The organism is Agrobacterium tumefaciens, from assembly GCF_005221385.1.
GTDB classification, from domain to species: Bacteria; Pseudomonadota; Alphaproteobacteria; order Rhizobiales; family Rhizobiaceae; genus Agrobacterium; species Agrobacterium tomkonis.
Genome location: NZ_CP039903.1, coordinates 1 through 13,404, shown reverse-complemented (window position 1 = coordinate 13,404; position 13,404 = coordinate 1). Strand labels below are relative to the sequence as shown.

Genomic DNA, 13,404 nt, shown 5'->3' with positions numbered 1-13,404 from the left:
CGTCTTATGGCGCAGCAAATAGCATTCCGCACGCCGCTCGACTAGAGCCGGAACGACTGTCGGCTATATCACTTTGCCGGGAGTTGTCCCGCATTCGGAAGCTGCGCGGCTGCAGTCGCCTTCTGGCGGTTCGCCTCGTCATGCCAGCGAACGGCTTCCCTGGCTTCGATACGGGCGCGTTTGCGATGTTTGCCCTGCGCAAACCATGTGGCTGCCGATCCCAGCAGCACGCCAGCAATGACGGCCAGAAACAGGAATACGAAGAACGGCGCGGTGAAGGACAGAACGCCGTCATCGGGACGGAAGGGATTGAGTGCAAGCGTCACGGCCTGACGGTTGGCCACGCACAGGATGACGAGGATAATCGCCAGCGGAAGCAGGATGATGAGGTTGATGATTTTTTTCGACATCCGACATTACTCCATCGCTGCGGGGTTCCGCCGGCTCCGTTTCCGGCATCCTGCGTCCGGGACGATCAATCGTCCTCTTCTTCGTCACCCATTCCGGGGTTCAGGCGCTCACGCAGCTCCTTGCCCGTCTTGAAGAAAGGCACCCATTTTTCCTCGACGAAAACCGATTCGCCCGTGCGCGGGTTCCGCCCTGAACGTGAAGGTCGGTTTTTCACCGAAAATGCGCCGAAACCACGAAGCTCGACACGATTTCCACCCGCCAGGGCATCGGTGATTTCATCCAGCACCGCATTGACGATGTTTTCCACGTCACGGTGATAAAGGTGCGGGTTACGCGCAGCAACGATCTGCACCAGTTCAGATTTGATCACGGTTGCCCCCTGAAAGAATTGGATTTTTAACGTGGCCCAACCTGCCAAACGGAAACAAGACCGTCAAGAAACAACTTGTCCGCACCGAGCTGGCCGGGTCCCGCAAAGGGAATTAAATCGTCATATCCCAGAAACTTCGCTATTTGCGCAACACTGAAAAACGAAAAAGGCGAGCGGGACGACGGCGCGCGCCATTCGACGATCGGCAAATCCTTGGCGACGCCGTGTGTTTCGAGATAGCCGCGGATTTCCTTTTCGCCACCGAGCGTATCAACCAGCTTATTGGCGAGCGCCTGCCTGCCGGTGAAAATCGATCCATCCGCCAGTTTCAGCACATCCTCACGCGGCAGCTTGCGACGATCGGCCACAAGGTCGACAAACCAGCCATAGCTGTCCATCACCATGGCGCGGATCATGGTCTTTGCCTCTTCAGGCGCCTCGTGGAACGGCGAAGGTTCCGCCTTCAACGGGGAGGACTTGATTTCCTGCAGCGAGACCCCGAGCTTGTCCATCAGCTGGCCGACCTGGGGATATTGAAAAATCACACCGATCGAACCGGTGATCGAGGTTTCCCCCGCGACGATGACATCGCCGGCCGAAGCGATCATGTAACCGGCGGAGGCGGCCAGAGTGCGGACGTCGGAAACGACCGGCTTCTTTTCCGCAACGCCGCGAATAGCCTTGAAGATGCGCTCACCGCCATAGGTGGTGCCGCCCGGCGAGGATATCGACACGATCAGCCCTTTGACATTGTCGCTCTTGGCGATCTTGTCGAGCCGTTCCAGGAGTTCTGTATTGTCCTGGATCAGGCCGGAAATCTCGACGCGGGCGATATGGGGCTTGGCGCTTTGCTGCGGCTCGGTCCAGAAAAACCGGTAAAGGCCGAAAATACCGACGACAAACAGCAAAACAGCGGCAATCCGCCAGAAAGTCAGCTTGCGGCGCAATCGCCTGCGATCCGCTATCGCCATATTATCCATCGAAAACCTCTGCCATCCGGCCTTTGACGCCACGTGTGCTTCACGGCCATATGGTTCTTCTAGCGCGAAGCCGCAAGGAAACAATAAGGAAACCAGAATTACGATAAAATTCGCATTTCCCTTGCACCTTTCCAGACAAAAACCATATTGGCAGGACAAAGCACTCGTGCCAAACACATTAAGATAAACATACAAGCTTCAATTGCGCGCCAAAAATGGCGCCCAGGAAGTTTCCGGACCCACTCTTATGCTTGAACGACTCCGCGAACCCGCGCCAGCATTTCCGCTGCCCAATGACCAGAACGGCGCTTATGAGCGCGCTCTGCGACATTCCGCGCGCGTGAAACGGTTGAAAATCATCCTGCCGCTCAGCGCAGCGGTGATTTCGCTCGCCTTCATCGCCGTTTCGCTCATCCGCACCTGGGCGCCCGACGAGGTTTCGCTGGAAAGCGCAAGGATCGAAGACGGCAAGATCGTGATGGAAAAACCTGCCGTTGCCGGCCGCAACGAGAAGGGGATCGATTATTCCATGAACGCCGACCGTGCGTTGCAGGATATCGCCAATCCCAACCTGATGACGCTGGAGAAGGTTCTGGCCGCAGTGCCTGTCAATGACAGCGTCGCACAGGTGATCGCCAAGGAAGGCATTTTCGACCGGGCCACCAATACGCTGAAGATGACGGCACCTTTTGACATCAATCTCAGCAATGGCATACAAGCGAAGTTCCAGTCTGCGGATGTTGATTTGAAGGCCGGAAAAATGAGCAGCAAAGAGCCCGTTTCGATCAAAACAAACGACGGTGCCATTGTTGCGCAATCGATTGATATCGCCGATAATGGCAAGACTATTACATTTTCGGGGCAGGTACGGGCACGTATCGCTGCATCCAATATCAAAAATGAAGCCAAGTGAGAGCCCGGTCCAGATGATGCAAGTTTCCCGTCCCGTTTCCCTTGGCAGATCCGCAGGCGTTGCAGCCGCAGGTCTTGTTTTCTCCTGTCTCGCAACCGTGGCTTTCGCCCAGAGCACCACCAGCAATATGCAGGGTGTAAAGCTCTCCAGCGACCAGCCGATCGCGATTGAAAGCGACCAGCTCGAAATCCGGGATCAGGAGCGCAAGGCCTACTTCACCGGAAACGTGAAAGTTGTGCAGGGCACGACCACCCTTCAGGCCGGCAAGATGACGGTCAACTACAAGGGCGAGGGTTCTTCGCTCACCAGCGGTGACGCCAATATCGAAAAAATCTTCGTCGATAATAATGTCTATCTGACGTCCGAGACCCAGAAGGCCACGGCCGATCACGGCGAATTCGACATGGCGGCGCAGACCTTTATCCTTACGGGCAAGCAGGTCGTTCTGTCCGAGGGCACCAATGTCTTCACCGGCTGCAAGCTCACTGTCTTGATGAATTCGGGACAGGCGAAGCTTGAAAGCTGCGGCGGCCCCGTTCGGATCATGCTCGATCCGAAATCGCAGAAAAAACAGTAGTCTCACCTCGTGAAGATACCTTCGATCTCAAAAATGTTTGGCGGTGGGCGCAACCCATCCGTGGAAGCGGCATCACAGGCCGACAAGGCCCGCTATGAAGGCACGCTGATCGCGCATGGTCTGACGAAGACCTATAATACGCGCCGGGTGGTCAACGGCGTGTCGCTTGTCGTGCGCCGCGGCGAAGCCGTGGGGCTGCTGGGTCCGAATGGCGCCGGCAAGACAACCTGTTTTTACATGATCACGGGGCTCGTACCCGTCGATAGCGGCAAGATCGCCATCAATGGCAACGATGTGACCGGCATGCCGATGTACAGGCGTGCGCGCCTCGGCGTCGGATATCTGCCGCAGGAAGCCTCGATTTTTCGCGGGCTGACGGTCGAGGAAAACATCCGCGCCGTGCTTGAAGTCCACGAACCGGACAGTGTCAAACGGAACCGCAAGCTTGATGAGCTGCTGGAAGAGTTCCACATTGCCCAGCTGCGCAAGTCGCCGGCAGTCGCACTGTCGGGCGGTGAACGCCGTCGCCTTGAGATCGCCCGCGCTCTGGCGACCGATCCGACTTTCATGCTGCTGGACGAGCCTTTTGCCGGTGTTGATCCGATTTCGGTCAGCGACATCCAGAATCTCGTCAGACATCTGACCGCACGCGGGATTGGTGTTCTCATCACCGACCACAATGTCCGCGAAACGCTTGGCCTCATCGACCGTGCCTATATCATCCATGCCGGTGAGGTTCTGACCCACGGTCGCGCGGACGATATCGTCAACAATCCGGACGTGCGCCGGCTCTACCTCGGCAATAATTTCAGCCTTTAAGCTTGCGGGCGCGAAAGATTCTTCATCGCGCCCCGCGCCGACGCTTGACCAAACAAGATAAAAAAGCAATTTTTGGGCCAAGTTTCTTTGCCTTCTCAAAATTTATGAAAACTGTGGCAATGGAGAAGCTGTAAGGGGAGTTTCGCGTCCGCCATGGCATTGTCTGCCAGCCTTTTGCTGCGTCAAAACCAGTCTCTCGTCATGACACCGCAACTGATGCAGTCCATCCAGCTGCTTCAGATGACGCATTTCGAGCTGACGCAGTTTATTGCGCAGGAGGTGGAGCGTAATCCGCTGCTGGAAATTGCGGCAAACGACGGCGATTTGGGCAGTGACATCCCTGATACTGCGGATAATTTCGGCGATGCCGACGGCGAAGCTTCGGATAAAAACCCTACGGTAACGGCCGACAGCGACGACTGGTACGGCGACCGCGCCGCAAATCTCGGCGAACAACTCGATACCAGCTTCGAAAATGTCTTCCCTGATGATGCCGAGCCCAGAAAGGCCGATGCGCCCGAACTGGCAAGCCAGTGGAAATCCATGCCCGGGCAGGAATCCGGCGAAAGCTATGATCTTGACGATTTCGTCGCCGCGAAACAGAGCCTTGGTGACCATCTCAGTCAGCAATTACCGCTGGCCATATCCTCCACCGAGGACCGCATGATCGCCGATGCGCTGATCGGCCAGCTCGACGAAACCGGATATATCGCAGCGGATGCCGTCGATGATGTCGCCGACCGGCTGGGAACGGCGCCGGCGGCGGTGGAGCATGTTTTAAAGACCCTTCAGGGCTTCGATCCTCCGGGCGTGTTTTCCCGTTCCTTGAGCGAATGTCTGGCAATCCAGCTCGCCCAGAGGGATCGGCTCGATCCGGCAATGCGGGCCTTGATCGACAATCTGGAGCTTCTGGCCAAGCGCGACTTCGCGTCCCTGAAAAAACTCTGCGGGGTCGATGAAGAGGATCTTCTCGACATGCTGGCGGAAATCCGGACGCTCAATCCGCGTCCCGGCGCGGGTTATGATTCGACCGTTTCGGAGACGATCGTCCCTGATATCATCGTTCGAGCCTCCTCATCCGGCGGCTGGCTTGTGGAGATAAATCCCGAAACCCTGCCGCGCGTGCTCATCAACCAGAGCTACTTTGCCGAGGTTTCGAAACACAAGGCGCGCGCAGGAGAGGACCAGGATTTCCTCTCCGAATGCATGCAGACAGCTCACTGGCTGACCCGCAGCCTCGACCAGCGCGCCCGGACGATCATGAAGGTAGCGACCGAGATCGTGCGCCAGCAGGACGCCTTTCTCGTCAATGGCGTCGATCATCTGCGCCCGCTGAACCTCAAGACGGTGGCCGACGCCATCAAGATGCACGAATCCACCGTCAGCCGGGTGACATCGAAGAAATACATGCTGACGCCGCGCGGGCTGTTCGAGCTCAAATATTTCTTCAGCGTCTCGATCAGCGCGGTTGAAGGCGGCGACAGCCATTCGGCGGAAGCGGTGCGTCACCGCATCAAGACCATGATCGCACAGGAGGCCGCCGAGGCGGTGCTTTCCGATGACGACATCGTCGACAATCTGAAAAAGAGCGGGGTTGATCTCGCCCGCCGCACTGTCGCCAAATATCGTGAGGCGATGAACATCCCCTCCTCGGTCCAGAGACGCCGCGAAAAGAAGGCGCTCGCCAGGTTGTCAGTCTTCTGAGCGGTGCGCGTGATCACGTTTGGAGCGCTTTTTTGCCGCACCATTGACTCTTATCACGCCAGGGGCTAGAAGCCCGCCGCACACGTAAGCAAGGTCATTTGTAACGGATTCATCTCCACCGTCCATGGGCGTAAAATTCGAATGGAGGCTTTTTAAGGTCTTCGAAACGCTTGGATGCGCGCGCGGCTTGACGTAAGCTGGTACTCGCAAATCACTACAAAAAGGAAAATTTCCATGAGTGTGCGTGTATCTGGTAAACATATGGAGATCGGTGAATCTTTCCGTCAGCGGATTGAGGACAATATAGGTCTGGCAGTTACCAAATACTTCGATGGGGGGTATTCAGGCCAGGTAACCGTGGAGAAGTCGGGATCGCGTTTTGCCGCCGACTGCAAGCTGCATCTCGATACGGGCGTTGTATTGCATGCGGCGGGTCAGGCAAATGATCCGCAGGCAAGCTTCGATGCCGCCGCAGAGCGGATCGAGAAGCGCCTGCGTCGCTATAAGCGCAAGCTGAAGGACCATCACAACGGTTCGAATGGCGTGTCGCAGGAAATCGCCTATACGGTGATGGATGCTGTTCCCGATGAGGACCATGAGGTTCCCGAGGATTACGCACCCACCATCGTCGCGGAGAGTTCGAAACAGATAAAGACAATGTCCGTTGCCAGCGCCGTGATGGCGCTCGACATGACGGACGAACCGGTTCTGCTATTCCGCAGCCCGGGCAAGGAATATCTCAACATCGTCTACCGACGTCATGACGGCAATATTGGCTGGATCGACGCGGAAACGATCAAGAGCTGAACAGTCTGACAAGACGTGGGAGGCAGAACGCGAAAGCGTCTCTGCCTCCTGCATCGTCTCGATGGCATGAAGGAAAAAGAGAATGGCGTTGGCAGATTTGCTGCAACAAGATGCGATTATTCCCGCCCTCAAGGTGAATTCCAAAAAGCAATTGCTTCAGGAGCTGGCCGCAAAGGCAGCCAGAATTACCGGAGTCTCGGAACGGGAAGTTTTCGACGTCATCCTCCAGCGTGAAAAGCTCGGCTCCACTGGCGTCGGCCATGGCATCGCCATTCCGCATGGCAAGCTCGCCAGCATTCATCAGATCACGGGCGTCTTCGCGCGTCTTGAAACACCGGTCGATTTCGAAGCGCTGGACGACCAGCCGGTCGATCTGGTTTTCCTTTTGCTTGCGCCTGAGGGCGCCGGTGCGGATCACCTGAAGGCACTGTCTCGAATTGCGCGCGCCCTGCGCGACCCTGAACTGGTGGCTAAGCTGCGCGCCACCGATTCCGACACGGCAATCTATGCTTTCCTCAATCAGGAACAGGCGACGGCGGCATGATCCGTCGCCACTGATCTCAGGTTTTCATGACAATAAAAAACGCGCCTCAAGGGCGCGTTTTTTATTGCGGGAAGGAATGCCTCAGGCATCCTTTTCATTGAGAGAGGCCGTGCCGGGCTCTGCCGATGCGGCGGTTTCCGCCTTCGGGCCACCCTTGGCGACGCCGACCATGGCGGGGCGCAGGACGCGGTCGCCGATGGTGAAACCGGCTTGAATAACCTGAAGCACAGTGTTGTTCGGAACCGCCGGGTTGGGAATTTCGAACATGGCCTGGTGGAAGTTCGGATCGAACTTCTGGCCCTCGGCGTCGATCTTCTTGACGCCATGGCGCTCGAGCGTCGACAACATCGAACGTTCGGTCATCTCGACGCCTTCGATCAGGCCATTGAGACCGGCTTCGCCATTGGTCTTGAGCTCATCGGGAATAGCCTCGAGCGCGCGGCGAAGATTGTCGGAAACGGCGAGCATGTCGCGCGCAAAGCCGGCCAGCGAATAGGCCTTGGCGTCCTTGACGTCGCGCTCGGTGCGGCGGCGAAGATTGTCCATTTCGGCTGCGAGGCGCAGAAACTTGTCGCGCAGATCGGCATTTTCAGCCTTCAGCAGCTCGACCGGATCGGGTTCGGCGGCATCAGTCGGCTCTTCGCCGGCGAGCGCGGGATCGAGAAACTCTTCGGCGATGTCCGCGTCAGGTCCGGGCTTTTTTGTATCGTCGGTCATGACGTTCTCCAAATTTGAATATTGTTGGTTGCGCCCGATATCGAGCTTTGGCGGGCAAAAATCAAGGCTTGCGGCGAAAAGCTTGCCGCATTCTCTGACCTTGCGGGCTTGTCCTATCTTTGCTTCCGGGAAAGGCGGGCCATGATCTGGGCGGTATAATCGACCATGGGAACGATACGGGCGTAATTCAGCCGCGTTGGCCCGATCACACCGACCGCACCCACGACACGGTTGTCATCATCGCGATAGGGCGCAACGATGAGCGATGAACCGGACAGCGAAAAGAGCTTGTTTTCCGAGCCAATGAAAATCCTCACACCCGAGCCGCTTTCCGCAAGGTTGAGGATTTCGATGAGATTTTCCTTGCGCTCCAGATCATCGAACAGCAGGCGTACACGATCAATGTCTTCTTCGCCGGCCAGCCCTTCGAGCAGGTTGGAACGTCCGCGAACGATGAGGCGGCCGAGCTTGCCCTCCTCATTGTCACCCGCCCAGACGGCAAGGCCGCGTTCGATGAGATCCTGCGCCAGCGTGCCGAGTTCCGATTGCAGCTCCGCCCGCTGCGTCTGAAACTGGCCACGCAATTCCTGCAACGTCTGGCCGGAGAGATGGGCATTGATGAAATTGGCCGCCTCAGTCAATTGCGACGAGGAAATACCAGCCGGCAATTCGATGATGCGGTTTTCGACCTGATTGTGGTCGCCCACCAGCACCGCAAGCGCCTTGGTGGGTTCCAGCCGAATGAACTCGACATGTTTGAGGATGACATCGTTCTTGGCCGTCAGCACGAGGCCGGCGCCGCGCGACATGCCCGACAGCATGCGGCTCGCTTCCGTCAGCAGCCCTTCCAGCGATTGTTCGTGGCCGGCGACCGGGCCGATCTGCCGGTCGATATTCGCCCGCTCGTCGGCAGGCAGATCGCCCACCTGCATGAAGGCGTCGACAAAGAAACGCAGCCCCGTCTGGGTGGGCAGGCGCCCGGCGCTGATATGTGGCGAATAGATGAGGCCCAGTTCCTCGAGATCGCTCATGACGTTACGCACGGAAGCCGGCGAAAGCGACATCGGCAGCAACCGCGACAGGCTGCGCGATCCCAGGGGTTCGCCAGTGTCGAGATAGCCTTCGACGATGCGCCGGAAAATTTCCCGCGACCGTTCATCCAGCAGCAATGCCTGATCTTTTGAAAGCGGTGCTGAAAAACCCATCTCGTCCGTTCTTTGTCACCCAAATCTACTCTGGGCCAATATAATGCGTCGCGCCGCTGCGGCAAAATGGAAATTGGCTTTGCAAAAGCCCGGAGCGCACCTTAGAAGGCAGGAACCAACATGGAGAGTGGATCATATGCGGCCTTCAGGCAGAAAAACCGATCAGATGCGCAAGGTTTCCTTCGAGCGCAATTTCTCGAAGCACGCCGAAGGCTCCTGTCTGGTCAAATTCGGCGACACGCATGTGCTCGTCACCGCAAGCCTTGAAGAAAAGACGCCGCCGTGGCTGCGCAACAGTGGCAAGGGCTGGGTCACCGCCGAATACGGCATGCTGCCGCGCTCTACCCATGAGCGCATGAAGCGCGAAGCCGCCGCTGGCAAGCAGGGTGGGCGCACGCAGGAAATCCAGCGCCTAATCGGCCGCTCGCTCCGCGCCGTCGTTGATCTGCAGGCGCTCGGGGAGCGCCAGATCAGCATCGACTGCGACGTCATCCAGGCGGACGGCGGCACACGCACCGCCTCCATCACCGGCGCATGGATTGCCCTGCATGATTGCCTGAAGTGGATCGAAACCCGCAACATGATCAAGGTCGAGAAGGTTCTGAAAGACCATATCGCCGCGATCTCCTGCGGCATCTTCGCCAAGCAGCCGGTGATCGATCTCGACTATCTGGAAGACTCTTCCGCCGAGACCGACGCGAATTTTGTCATCACCGGCTCCGGCGGTATCGTTGAAGTTCAGGGAACGGCGGAAGGCGCGCCCTTCTCCGAAGAAGAATTCCTGACGCTGCTTGGCCTTGCCAAGGCAGGCTGCAGCGAGCTGGTCGCCCTTCAGAAGCAGGCAATCGCCTGAGCCGACAGGAAACCATGATGCGCAAGCTCGATACCAGAACGATCGTCGTCGCCAGCCACAACAAGGGCAAGATCGCCGAAATCGCCGATCTGATCGGACCTTTCGGCTTTTCCGCCAAATCGGCCGCCGAGCTGAATTTCGCAGAGCCGGATGAGACGGGCACGACCTTTGAGGACAATGCCGCCATCAAGGCGCTTGCCTCCGCCAAGGCATCCGGCCTGCCGGCCCTGTCCGACGATTCCGGTCTTGTCATCGACGCACTGGACGGTGCACCGGGTGTCTACACCGCCAATTGGGCAGAGACGGCCGACGGCACGCGCGATTTCGCCATGGCAATGCAAAAGGTTGAAGATGCGCTTGCCGAACGCGGCGCATCGAAAGCCGAGGATCGCACGGGCCGCTTCGTCAGCGTATTGTGCCTTGCCTGGCCGGACGGTCATGTCGAGTATTTCCGTGGCGAGGTGGAAGGCACCGTGGTGTGGCCGCCGCGCGGAACGAGCGGTTTCGGTTACGATCCGATCTTCAAACCGGAAGGTTATGACACCACATTCGGCGAGATGACGGCCGATGCGAAACATGGCTGGAAACATGGTGACGCGTTTGCGCTGTCGCACCGCGCGCGCGCCTTTAAAAAATTCGTAGAAACCTGCCTGGAGGCATGAACCCGATGGTCGGGGAGCATCATTTTTCTGCCCCCGGCGCATCGCTTCTGCCGGATACGGGCGATCCCGGTTTCGGGATCTATCTGCATTGGCCCTTCTGCGCGGCCAAATGTCCCTATTGCGATTTCAACAGCCACGTCCGCCACCGGCCGGTGGATCAGGAGCGGTTTACCGCAGCCTTCCTGCGTGAAATGGAGCATATGCGGGCACTCAGCGGTCCGCGGGTCGTCACCAGCATTTTCATGGGCGGCGGCACGCCATCGCTGATGGACCCGCAGACGGTTGCAGCCATTCTGGATGGCGTTGCACGTTTCTGGCATGTCCCCGATGGTATCGAGATTACCATGGAAGCCAACCCTTCCAGCGTCGAGGCGGAACGGTTTCGCGGTTATCGCGCGGCGGGCGTCAACCGCGTCTCGCTTGGCGTGCAGGCACTGAACGACCGGGACCTGAAGTTCCTCGGCCGCCTGCATGATGTCGCCGATGCCCTGAAAGCCATCCGGCTGGCGCGGGAAATCTTTCCGCGCATGTCCTTCGATCTGATCTATGCCCGCCCCAAGCAGACGGTGGCCGAATGGGATGCCGAGCTGAAAGAGGCGGTGTCCTATGCGGTCGACCATCTGTCGCTCTACCAGCTGACCATCGAGGAAGGCACGCCCTTTTATGGGCTGCACAAGGCCGGCAAGCTCATCGTGCCTGACGGTGAGCATTCGGCCGTGCTTTATGAGGCGACGCAGGAAATCACCGAGCGTTACGGCATGCCGGCCTATGAGGTTTCCAACCATGCCCGCCCCGGCGCCGAAAGCCGCCATAACCTCACCTACTGGCGTTATGGCGATTATGCCGGCATCGGCCCCGGAGCGCATGGGCGTTTGACCAGAGGCGCCTCCAAGCTCGCCACCGCCACCGAGCGGCACCCCGAGACCTGGCTCGAGACCGTCGAGCGAGAAGGCCACGGCATGGTCGATCAGGAAATGCTGGGCGTCGACGAGCAGGCCGACGAATTGCTGCTGATGGGGCTTCGTCTGCGCGAAGGCATCGATCTGGCCCGCTGGAGCGATCTTTCCGGCCGCGATCTCGACCCGGAGAAGGAGGAATTCCTGCTGCAGCACGGTTTCGTGGAAAGGCTCGGCAATTCGCGCCTGCGCTGCACGCCTTCGGGCATGCTTATTCTGGATGCCGTGGTCGCCGATCTCGCCTGCTGACCGGCAGCACGGCCTGCCCTCAACCAATCTAGAATTGAGAAGCCAATAAAAAAGCGGCCCGGAGGCCGCTTTTTTCATGCGTTGTTTTCGTTGATCAGGCGTTTCAGCAGCTCAACCTCGTGGCCGAGCTTGGTATCGCCGGAAATCAGTTCCTCGATCTTGCGCACCGCGTGGAGAACCGTGGTGTGGTCGCGACCGCCAAAACGGCGACCGATCTCGGGGAAGGAGCGCGGCGTCAGCATCTTGGCCAGATACATGGCGATCTGGCGCGGCTTGACGATGACACGGGTGCGGCGGTTGGACACCAGCTCCTGTCGCGACACATTATAGTGTCTGGCGACGATGCGCTGAATATCCTCGATGCGCACGCGCTTGGTTTCACCGCTTCCGACGAGGTGCGACAGCAGCTCGTCGACACGGTCAACCGAGAGGTTCGGCTCAAAAGAGCGCCGGAACATCAGCTGGTTGAAGGCACCTTCAAGCTCGCGTCCGCTCGCCGTCACGCTTTTGGCCACGTGGGTCAGGATTTCGTCCGAAATCTCGAAAGACGGGTCGTCCTGGCGCGCCGAACCCATACGACGGTTGAGCATTTCATACCGCATGTCGTAATCGGGACCTTCGATCTCGATCGCCATGCCGCCCTGAAGACGGGACCGCACACGCGGATCGAGCGATTCCAGCTCCCACGGCGCGCGATCAGCCGCAACCACGACCTGCTTGGCGCTGTCGAGCAGCATGTTCAGCAGGTGGCAGAATTCGTGCTGGATCATCTTACCCTGCAGGAACTGCATGTCGTCGATGACGAGCAGATCGATATTACGCAACGTGTCTTTCAGCGTCAGCGCATCATTGTCGCGGATCGCAGTCGCAAAACGCCACATGAAATATTCAGCCGTCAGATAGACCACGCGCGGATTGCGCGGGCTGTCGATGGCGGCATTGGCAATGGCCTGCAGAAGATGCGTCTTGCCGAGACCAACACCCGCATGGATGAACAGCGGGTTGAAGCGCACGGCGCCGGCGCCGGCTTCGGCGATCGTCTTTGCCGCCGCAAGTGCGACACGGTTGGACGACCCTTCGACAAACGTATCGAAGGTGAAGCGCGTATCCAGCGGCGAACCGAACAACGGCCCGGAACCGCCCTGACGCAGGGTTGCCTGCGCTGCCGCAGGCTGTGCGGCGGGTGCTGCCGTGGGCTGCGACGGAATGAAGGACTTGTTGCGCGGCGCCGCACCGACTTCAGGTGCGGGCTGCACCCGTTCGTCAGCCTGCGCCGGTCGAACCGGACGGCTGGCCGAGCGGACAAGAATCTCCACCTTCAACACATCCGGATCCTCGCTCTGGACGAGGTTGGTGATCAGATCCATGTAACGGTTGTTGATCCAGGACTTCAGAAAGGTCGTCGGAACGGTGAAGCGGACGACGCTTTTCGAAACGGTATGGAGTTTGAGCCGTGCAAACCAGCTTGCATAGACTTCCGGACCAACCTGTGCCTTGAGCCGCGCGCTAAAACGCTCAAACAGCGCATCGTGCTTCATTGCCGATTTGTCCCCTGCCGCATCAGAGCAAGCTGCATCACATGCCTTCGGTGCGCGGTCCCCATCAGCCACCGCACCCATCGCCAAATTCAATTGCAT

At 58.6% G+C, this 13,404-nt stretch carries 15 protein-coding genes; 9 read left to right on the top strand and 6 right to left on the bottom strand.

Annotated features, from left to right (window positions below; genetic code table 11):
* Nucleotides 1-68 precede the first annotated feature (68 nt).
* The 3 genes from CFBP6623_RS00075 to sppA all read right to left on the bottom strand — a co-directional run bounded on the left by CFBP6623_RS00075 (nt 69) and on the right by sppA (nt 1,761).
* Nucleotides 69-410: a LapA family protein gene (locus CFBP6623_RS00075; RefSeq protein WP_046799326.1), complete on the bottom strand. Its 342-nt coding sequence runs from the start codon at nt 408-410 to the stop codon at nt 69-71.
* Nucleotides 411-475: 65 nt separating this feature from the next.
* Entirely contained in the window at nt 476-781 is a 306-nt protein-coding gene (locus tag CFBP6623_RS00070) for an integration host factor subunit beta (protein ID WP_046799325.1), read from the bottom strand.
* 26 nt (nt 782-807) lie between these two features.
* Nucleotides 808-1,761 (bottom strand): signal peptide peptidase SppA, encoded by a 954-nt coding sequence (gene sppA / locus CFBP6623_RS00065; RefSeq protein WP_046799324.1) that lies wholly within the window; start codon nt 1,759-1,761, stop codon nt 808-810.
* Between the two features lie 247 nt (nt 1,762-2,008).
* On the opposite strand from sppA, the gene lptC reads away from it, so the two are divergent.
* The 6 genes from lptC to ptsN all read left to right on the top strand — a co-directional run bounded on the left by lptC (nt 2,009) and on the right by ptsN (nt 7,125).
* Nucleotides 2,009-2,674, top strand: a complete 666-nt coding sequence (gene lptC, locus CFBP6623_RS00060) for an LPS export ABC transporter periplasmic protein LptC (RefSeq protein ID WP_046799323.1) — start codon at nt 2,009-2,011, stop codon at nt 2,672-2,674.
* 13 nt (nt 2,675-2,687) lie between these two features.
* Complete coding sequence (locus CFBP6623_RS00055; RefSeq protein ID WP_046799322.1) at nt 2,688-3,251, top strand: LptA/OstA family protein; 564 nt, start codon at nt 2,688-2,690, stop codon at nt 3,249-3,251.
* A 33-nt stretch (nt 3,252-3,284) separates the two neighbouring features.
* Nucleotides 3,285-4,070 (top strand): LPS export ABC transporter ATP-binding protein, encoded by a 786-nt coding sequence (gene lptB, locus CFBP6623_RS00050; RefSeq protein ID WP_046799321.1) that lies wholly within the window; start codon nt 3,285-3,287, stop codon nt 4,068-4,070.
* Between the two features lie 153 nt (nt 4,071-4,223).
* Nucleotides 4,224-5,774 (top strand): RNA polymerase factor sigma-54, encoded by a 1,551-nt coding sequence (rpoN, locus tag CFBP6623_RS00045; protein WP_046799320.1) that lies wholly within the window; start codon nt 4,224-4,226, stop codon nt 5,772-5,774.
* Between the two features lie 234 nt (nt 5,775-6,008).
* On the top strand, nt 6,009-6,581 hold the full coding sequence (hpf, locus tag CFBP6623_RS00040) for a ribosome hibernation-promoting factor, HPF/YfiA family (RefSeq protein WP_046799319.1): 573 nt from the start codon (nt 6,009-6,011) through the stop codon (nt 6,579-6,581).
* 82 nt (nt 6,582-6,663) lie between these two features.
* Entirely contained in the window at nt 6,664-7,125 is a 462-nt protein-coding gene (ptsN, locus tag CFBP6623_RS00035) for a PTS IIA-like nitrogen regulatory protein PtsN (protein ID WP_046799318.1), read from the top strand.
* Between the two features lie 81 nt (nt 7,126-7,206).
* Here the strand turns inward: ptsN and grpE are convergent, their stop codons facing one another.
* Entirely contained in the window at nt 7,207-7,842 is a 636-nt protein-coding gene (gene grpE, locus CFBP6623_RS00030; RefSeq protein ID WP_046799317.1) for a nucleotide exchange factor GrpE, read from the bottom strand.
* 113 nt (nt 7,843-7,955) lie between these two features.
* Entirely contained in the window at nt 7,956-9,047 is a 1,092-nt protein-coding gene (gene hrcA, locus CFBP6623_RS00025) for a heat-inducible transcriptional repressor HrcA (protein ID WP_046799316.1), read from the bottom strand.
* Between the two features lie 136 nt (nt 9,048-9,183).
* On the opposite strand from hrcA, the gene rph reads away from it, so the two are divergent.
* From rph to hemW, 3 genes are read left to right on the top strand one after another with little or no spacing between them, the layout of a single operon-like run.
* The gene (gene rph / locus CFBP6623_RS00020) at nt 9,184-9,900 is read left to right on the top strand and encodes a ribonuclease PH (RefSeq protein WP_080842377.1); all 717 of its coding nucleotides are present in this window, start codon (nt 9,184-9,186) and stop codon (nt 9,898-9,900) included.
* 17 nt (nt 9,901-9,917) lie between these two features.
* Nucleotides 9,918-10,562: an RdgB/HAM1 family non-canonical purine NTP pyrophosphatase gene (rdgB, locus tag CFBP6623_RS00015; RefSeq protein ID WP_046799452.1), complete on the top strand. Its 645-nt coding sequence runs from the start codon at nt 9,918-9,920 to the stop codon at nt 10,560-10,562.
* A gap of 5 nt (nt 10,563-10,567) precedes the next feature.
* Nucleotides 10,568-11,767, top strand: coding sequence for a radical SAM family heme chaperone HemW (hemW, locus tag CFBP6623_RS00010; protein WP_046799451.1), 1,200 nt, complete (start codon nt 10,568-10,570; stop codon nt 11,765-11,767).
* 74 nt (nt 11,768-11,841) lie between these two features.
* Here the strand turns inward: hemW and dnaA are convergent, their stop codons facing one another.
* A complete protein-coding gene (dnaA, locus tag CFBP6623_RS00005; protein WP_225341493.1) occupies nt 11,842-13,305 on the bottom strand; it encodes a chromosomal replication initiator protein DnaA in 1,464 nt (487 codons plus the stop codon).
* Nucleotides 13,306-13,404: the final 99 nt, after the last annotated feature.

What these genes read in the sequence shown, in the direction of transcription:
- CFBP6623_RS00075 (WP_046799326.1), bottom strand. Translation starts at nt 410, where the DNA reads ATGTCGAAAAAAATCATCAACCTCATCATCCTGCTTCCGCTGGCGATT.
- sppA (WP_046799324.1), bottom strand. Translation starts at nt 1,761, where the DNA reads ATGGATAATATGGCGATAGCGGATCGCAGGCGATTGCGCCGCAAGCTG.
- lptC (WP_046799323.1), top strand. Translation starts at nt 2,009, where the DNA reads ATGCTTGAACGACTCCGCGAACCCGCGCCAGCATTTCCGCTGCCCAAT.
- CFBP6623_RS00055 (WP_046799322.1), top strand. Translation starts at nt 2,688, where the DNA reads ATGATGCAAGTTTCCCGTCCCGTTTCCCTTGGCAGATCCGCAGGCGTT.
- lptB (WP_046799321.1), top strand. Translation starts at nt 3,285, where the DNA reads ATGTTTGGCGGTGGGCGCAACCCATCCGTGGAAGCGGCATCACAGGCC.
- rpoN (WP_046799320.1), top strand. Translation starts at nt 4,224, where the DNA reads ATGGCATTGTCTGCCAGCCTTTTGCTGCGTCAAAACCAGTCTCTCGTC.
- hpf (WP_046799319.1), top strand. Translation starts at nt 6,009, where the DNA reads ATGAGTGTGCGTGTATCTGGTAAACATATGGAGATCGGTGAATCTTTC.
- ptsN (WP_046799318.1), top strand. Translation starts at nt 6,664, where the DNA reads ATGGCGTTGGCAGATTTGCTGCAACAAGATGCGATTATTCCCGCCCTC.
- grpE (WP_046799317.1), bottom strand. Translation starts at nt 7,842, where the DNA reads ATGACCGACGATACAAAAAAGCCCGGACCTGACGCGGACATCGCCGAA.
- hrcA (WP_046799316.1), bottom strand. Translation starts at nt 9,047, where the DNA reads ATGGGTTTTTCAGCACCGCTTTCAAAAGATCAGGCATTGCTGCTGGAT.
- rph (WP_080842377.1), top strand. Translation starts at nt 9,184, where the DNA reads ATGCGGCCTTCAGGCAGAAAAACCGATCAGATGCGCAAGGTTTCCTTC.
- rdgB (WP_046799452.1), top strand. Translation starts at nt 9,918, where the DNA reads ATGCGCAAGCTCGATACCAGAACGATCGTCGTCGCCAGCCACAACAAG.
- hemW (WP_046799451.1), top strand. Translation starts at nt 10,568, where the DNA reads ATGGTCGGGGAGCATCATTTTTCTGCCCCCGGCGCATCGCTTCTGCCG.
- dnaA (WP_225341493.1), bottom strand. Translation starts at nt 13,305, where the DNA reads ATGAAGCACGATGCGCTGTTTGAGCGTTTTAGCGCGCGGCTCAAGGCA.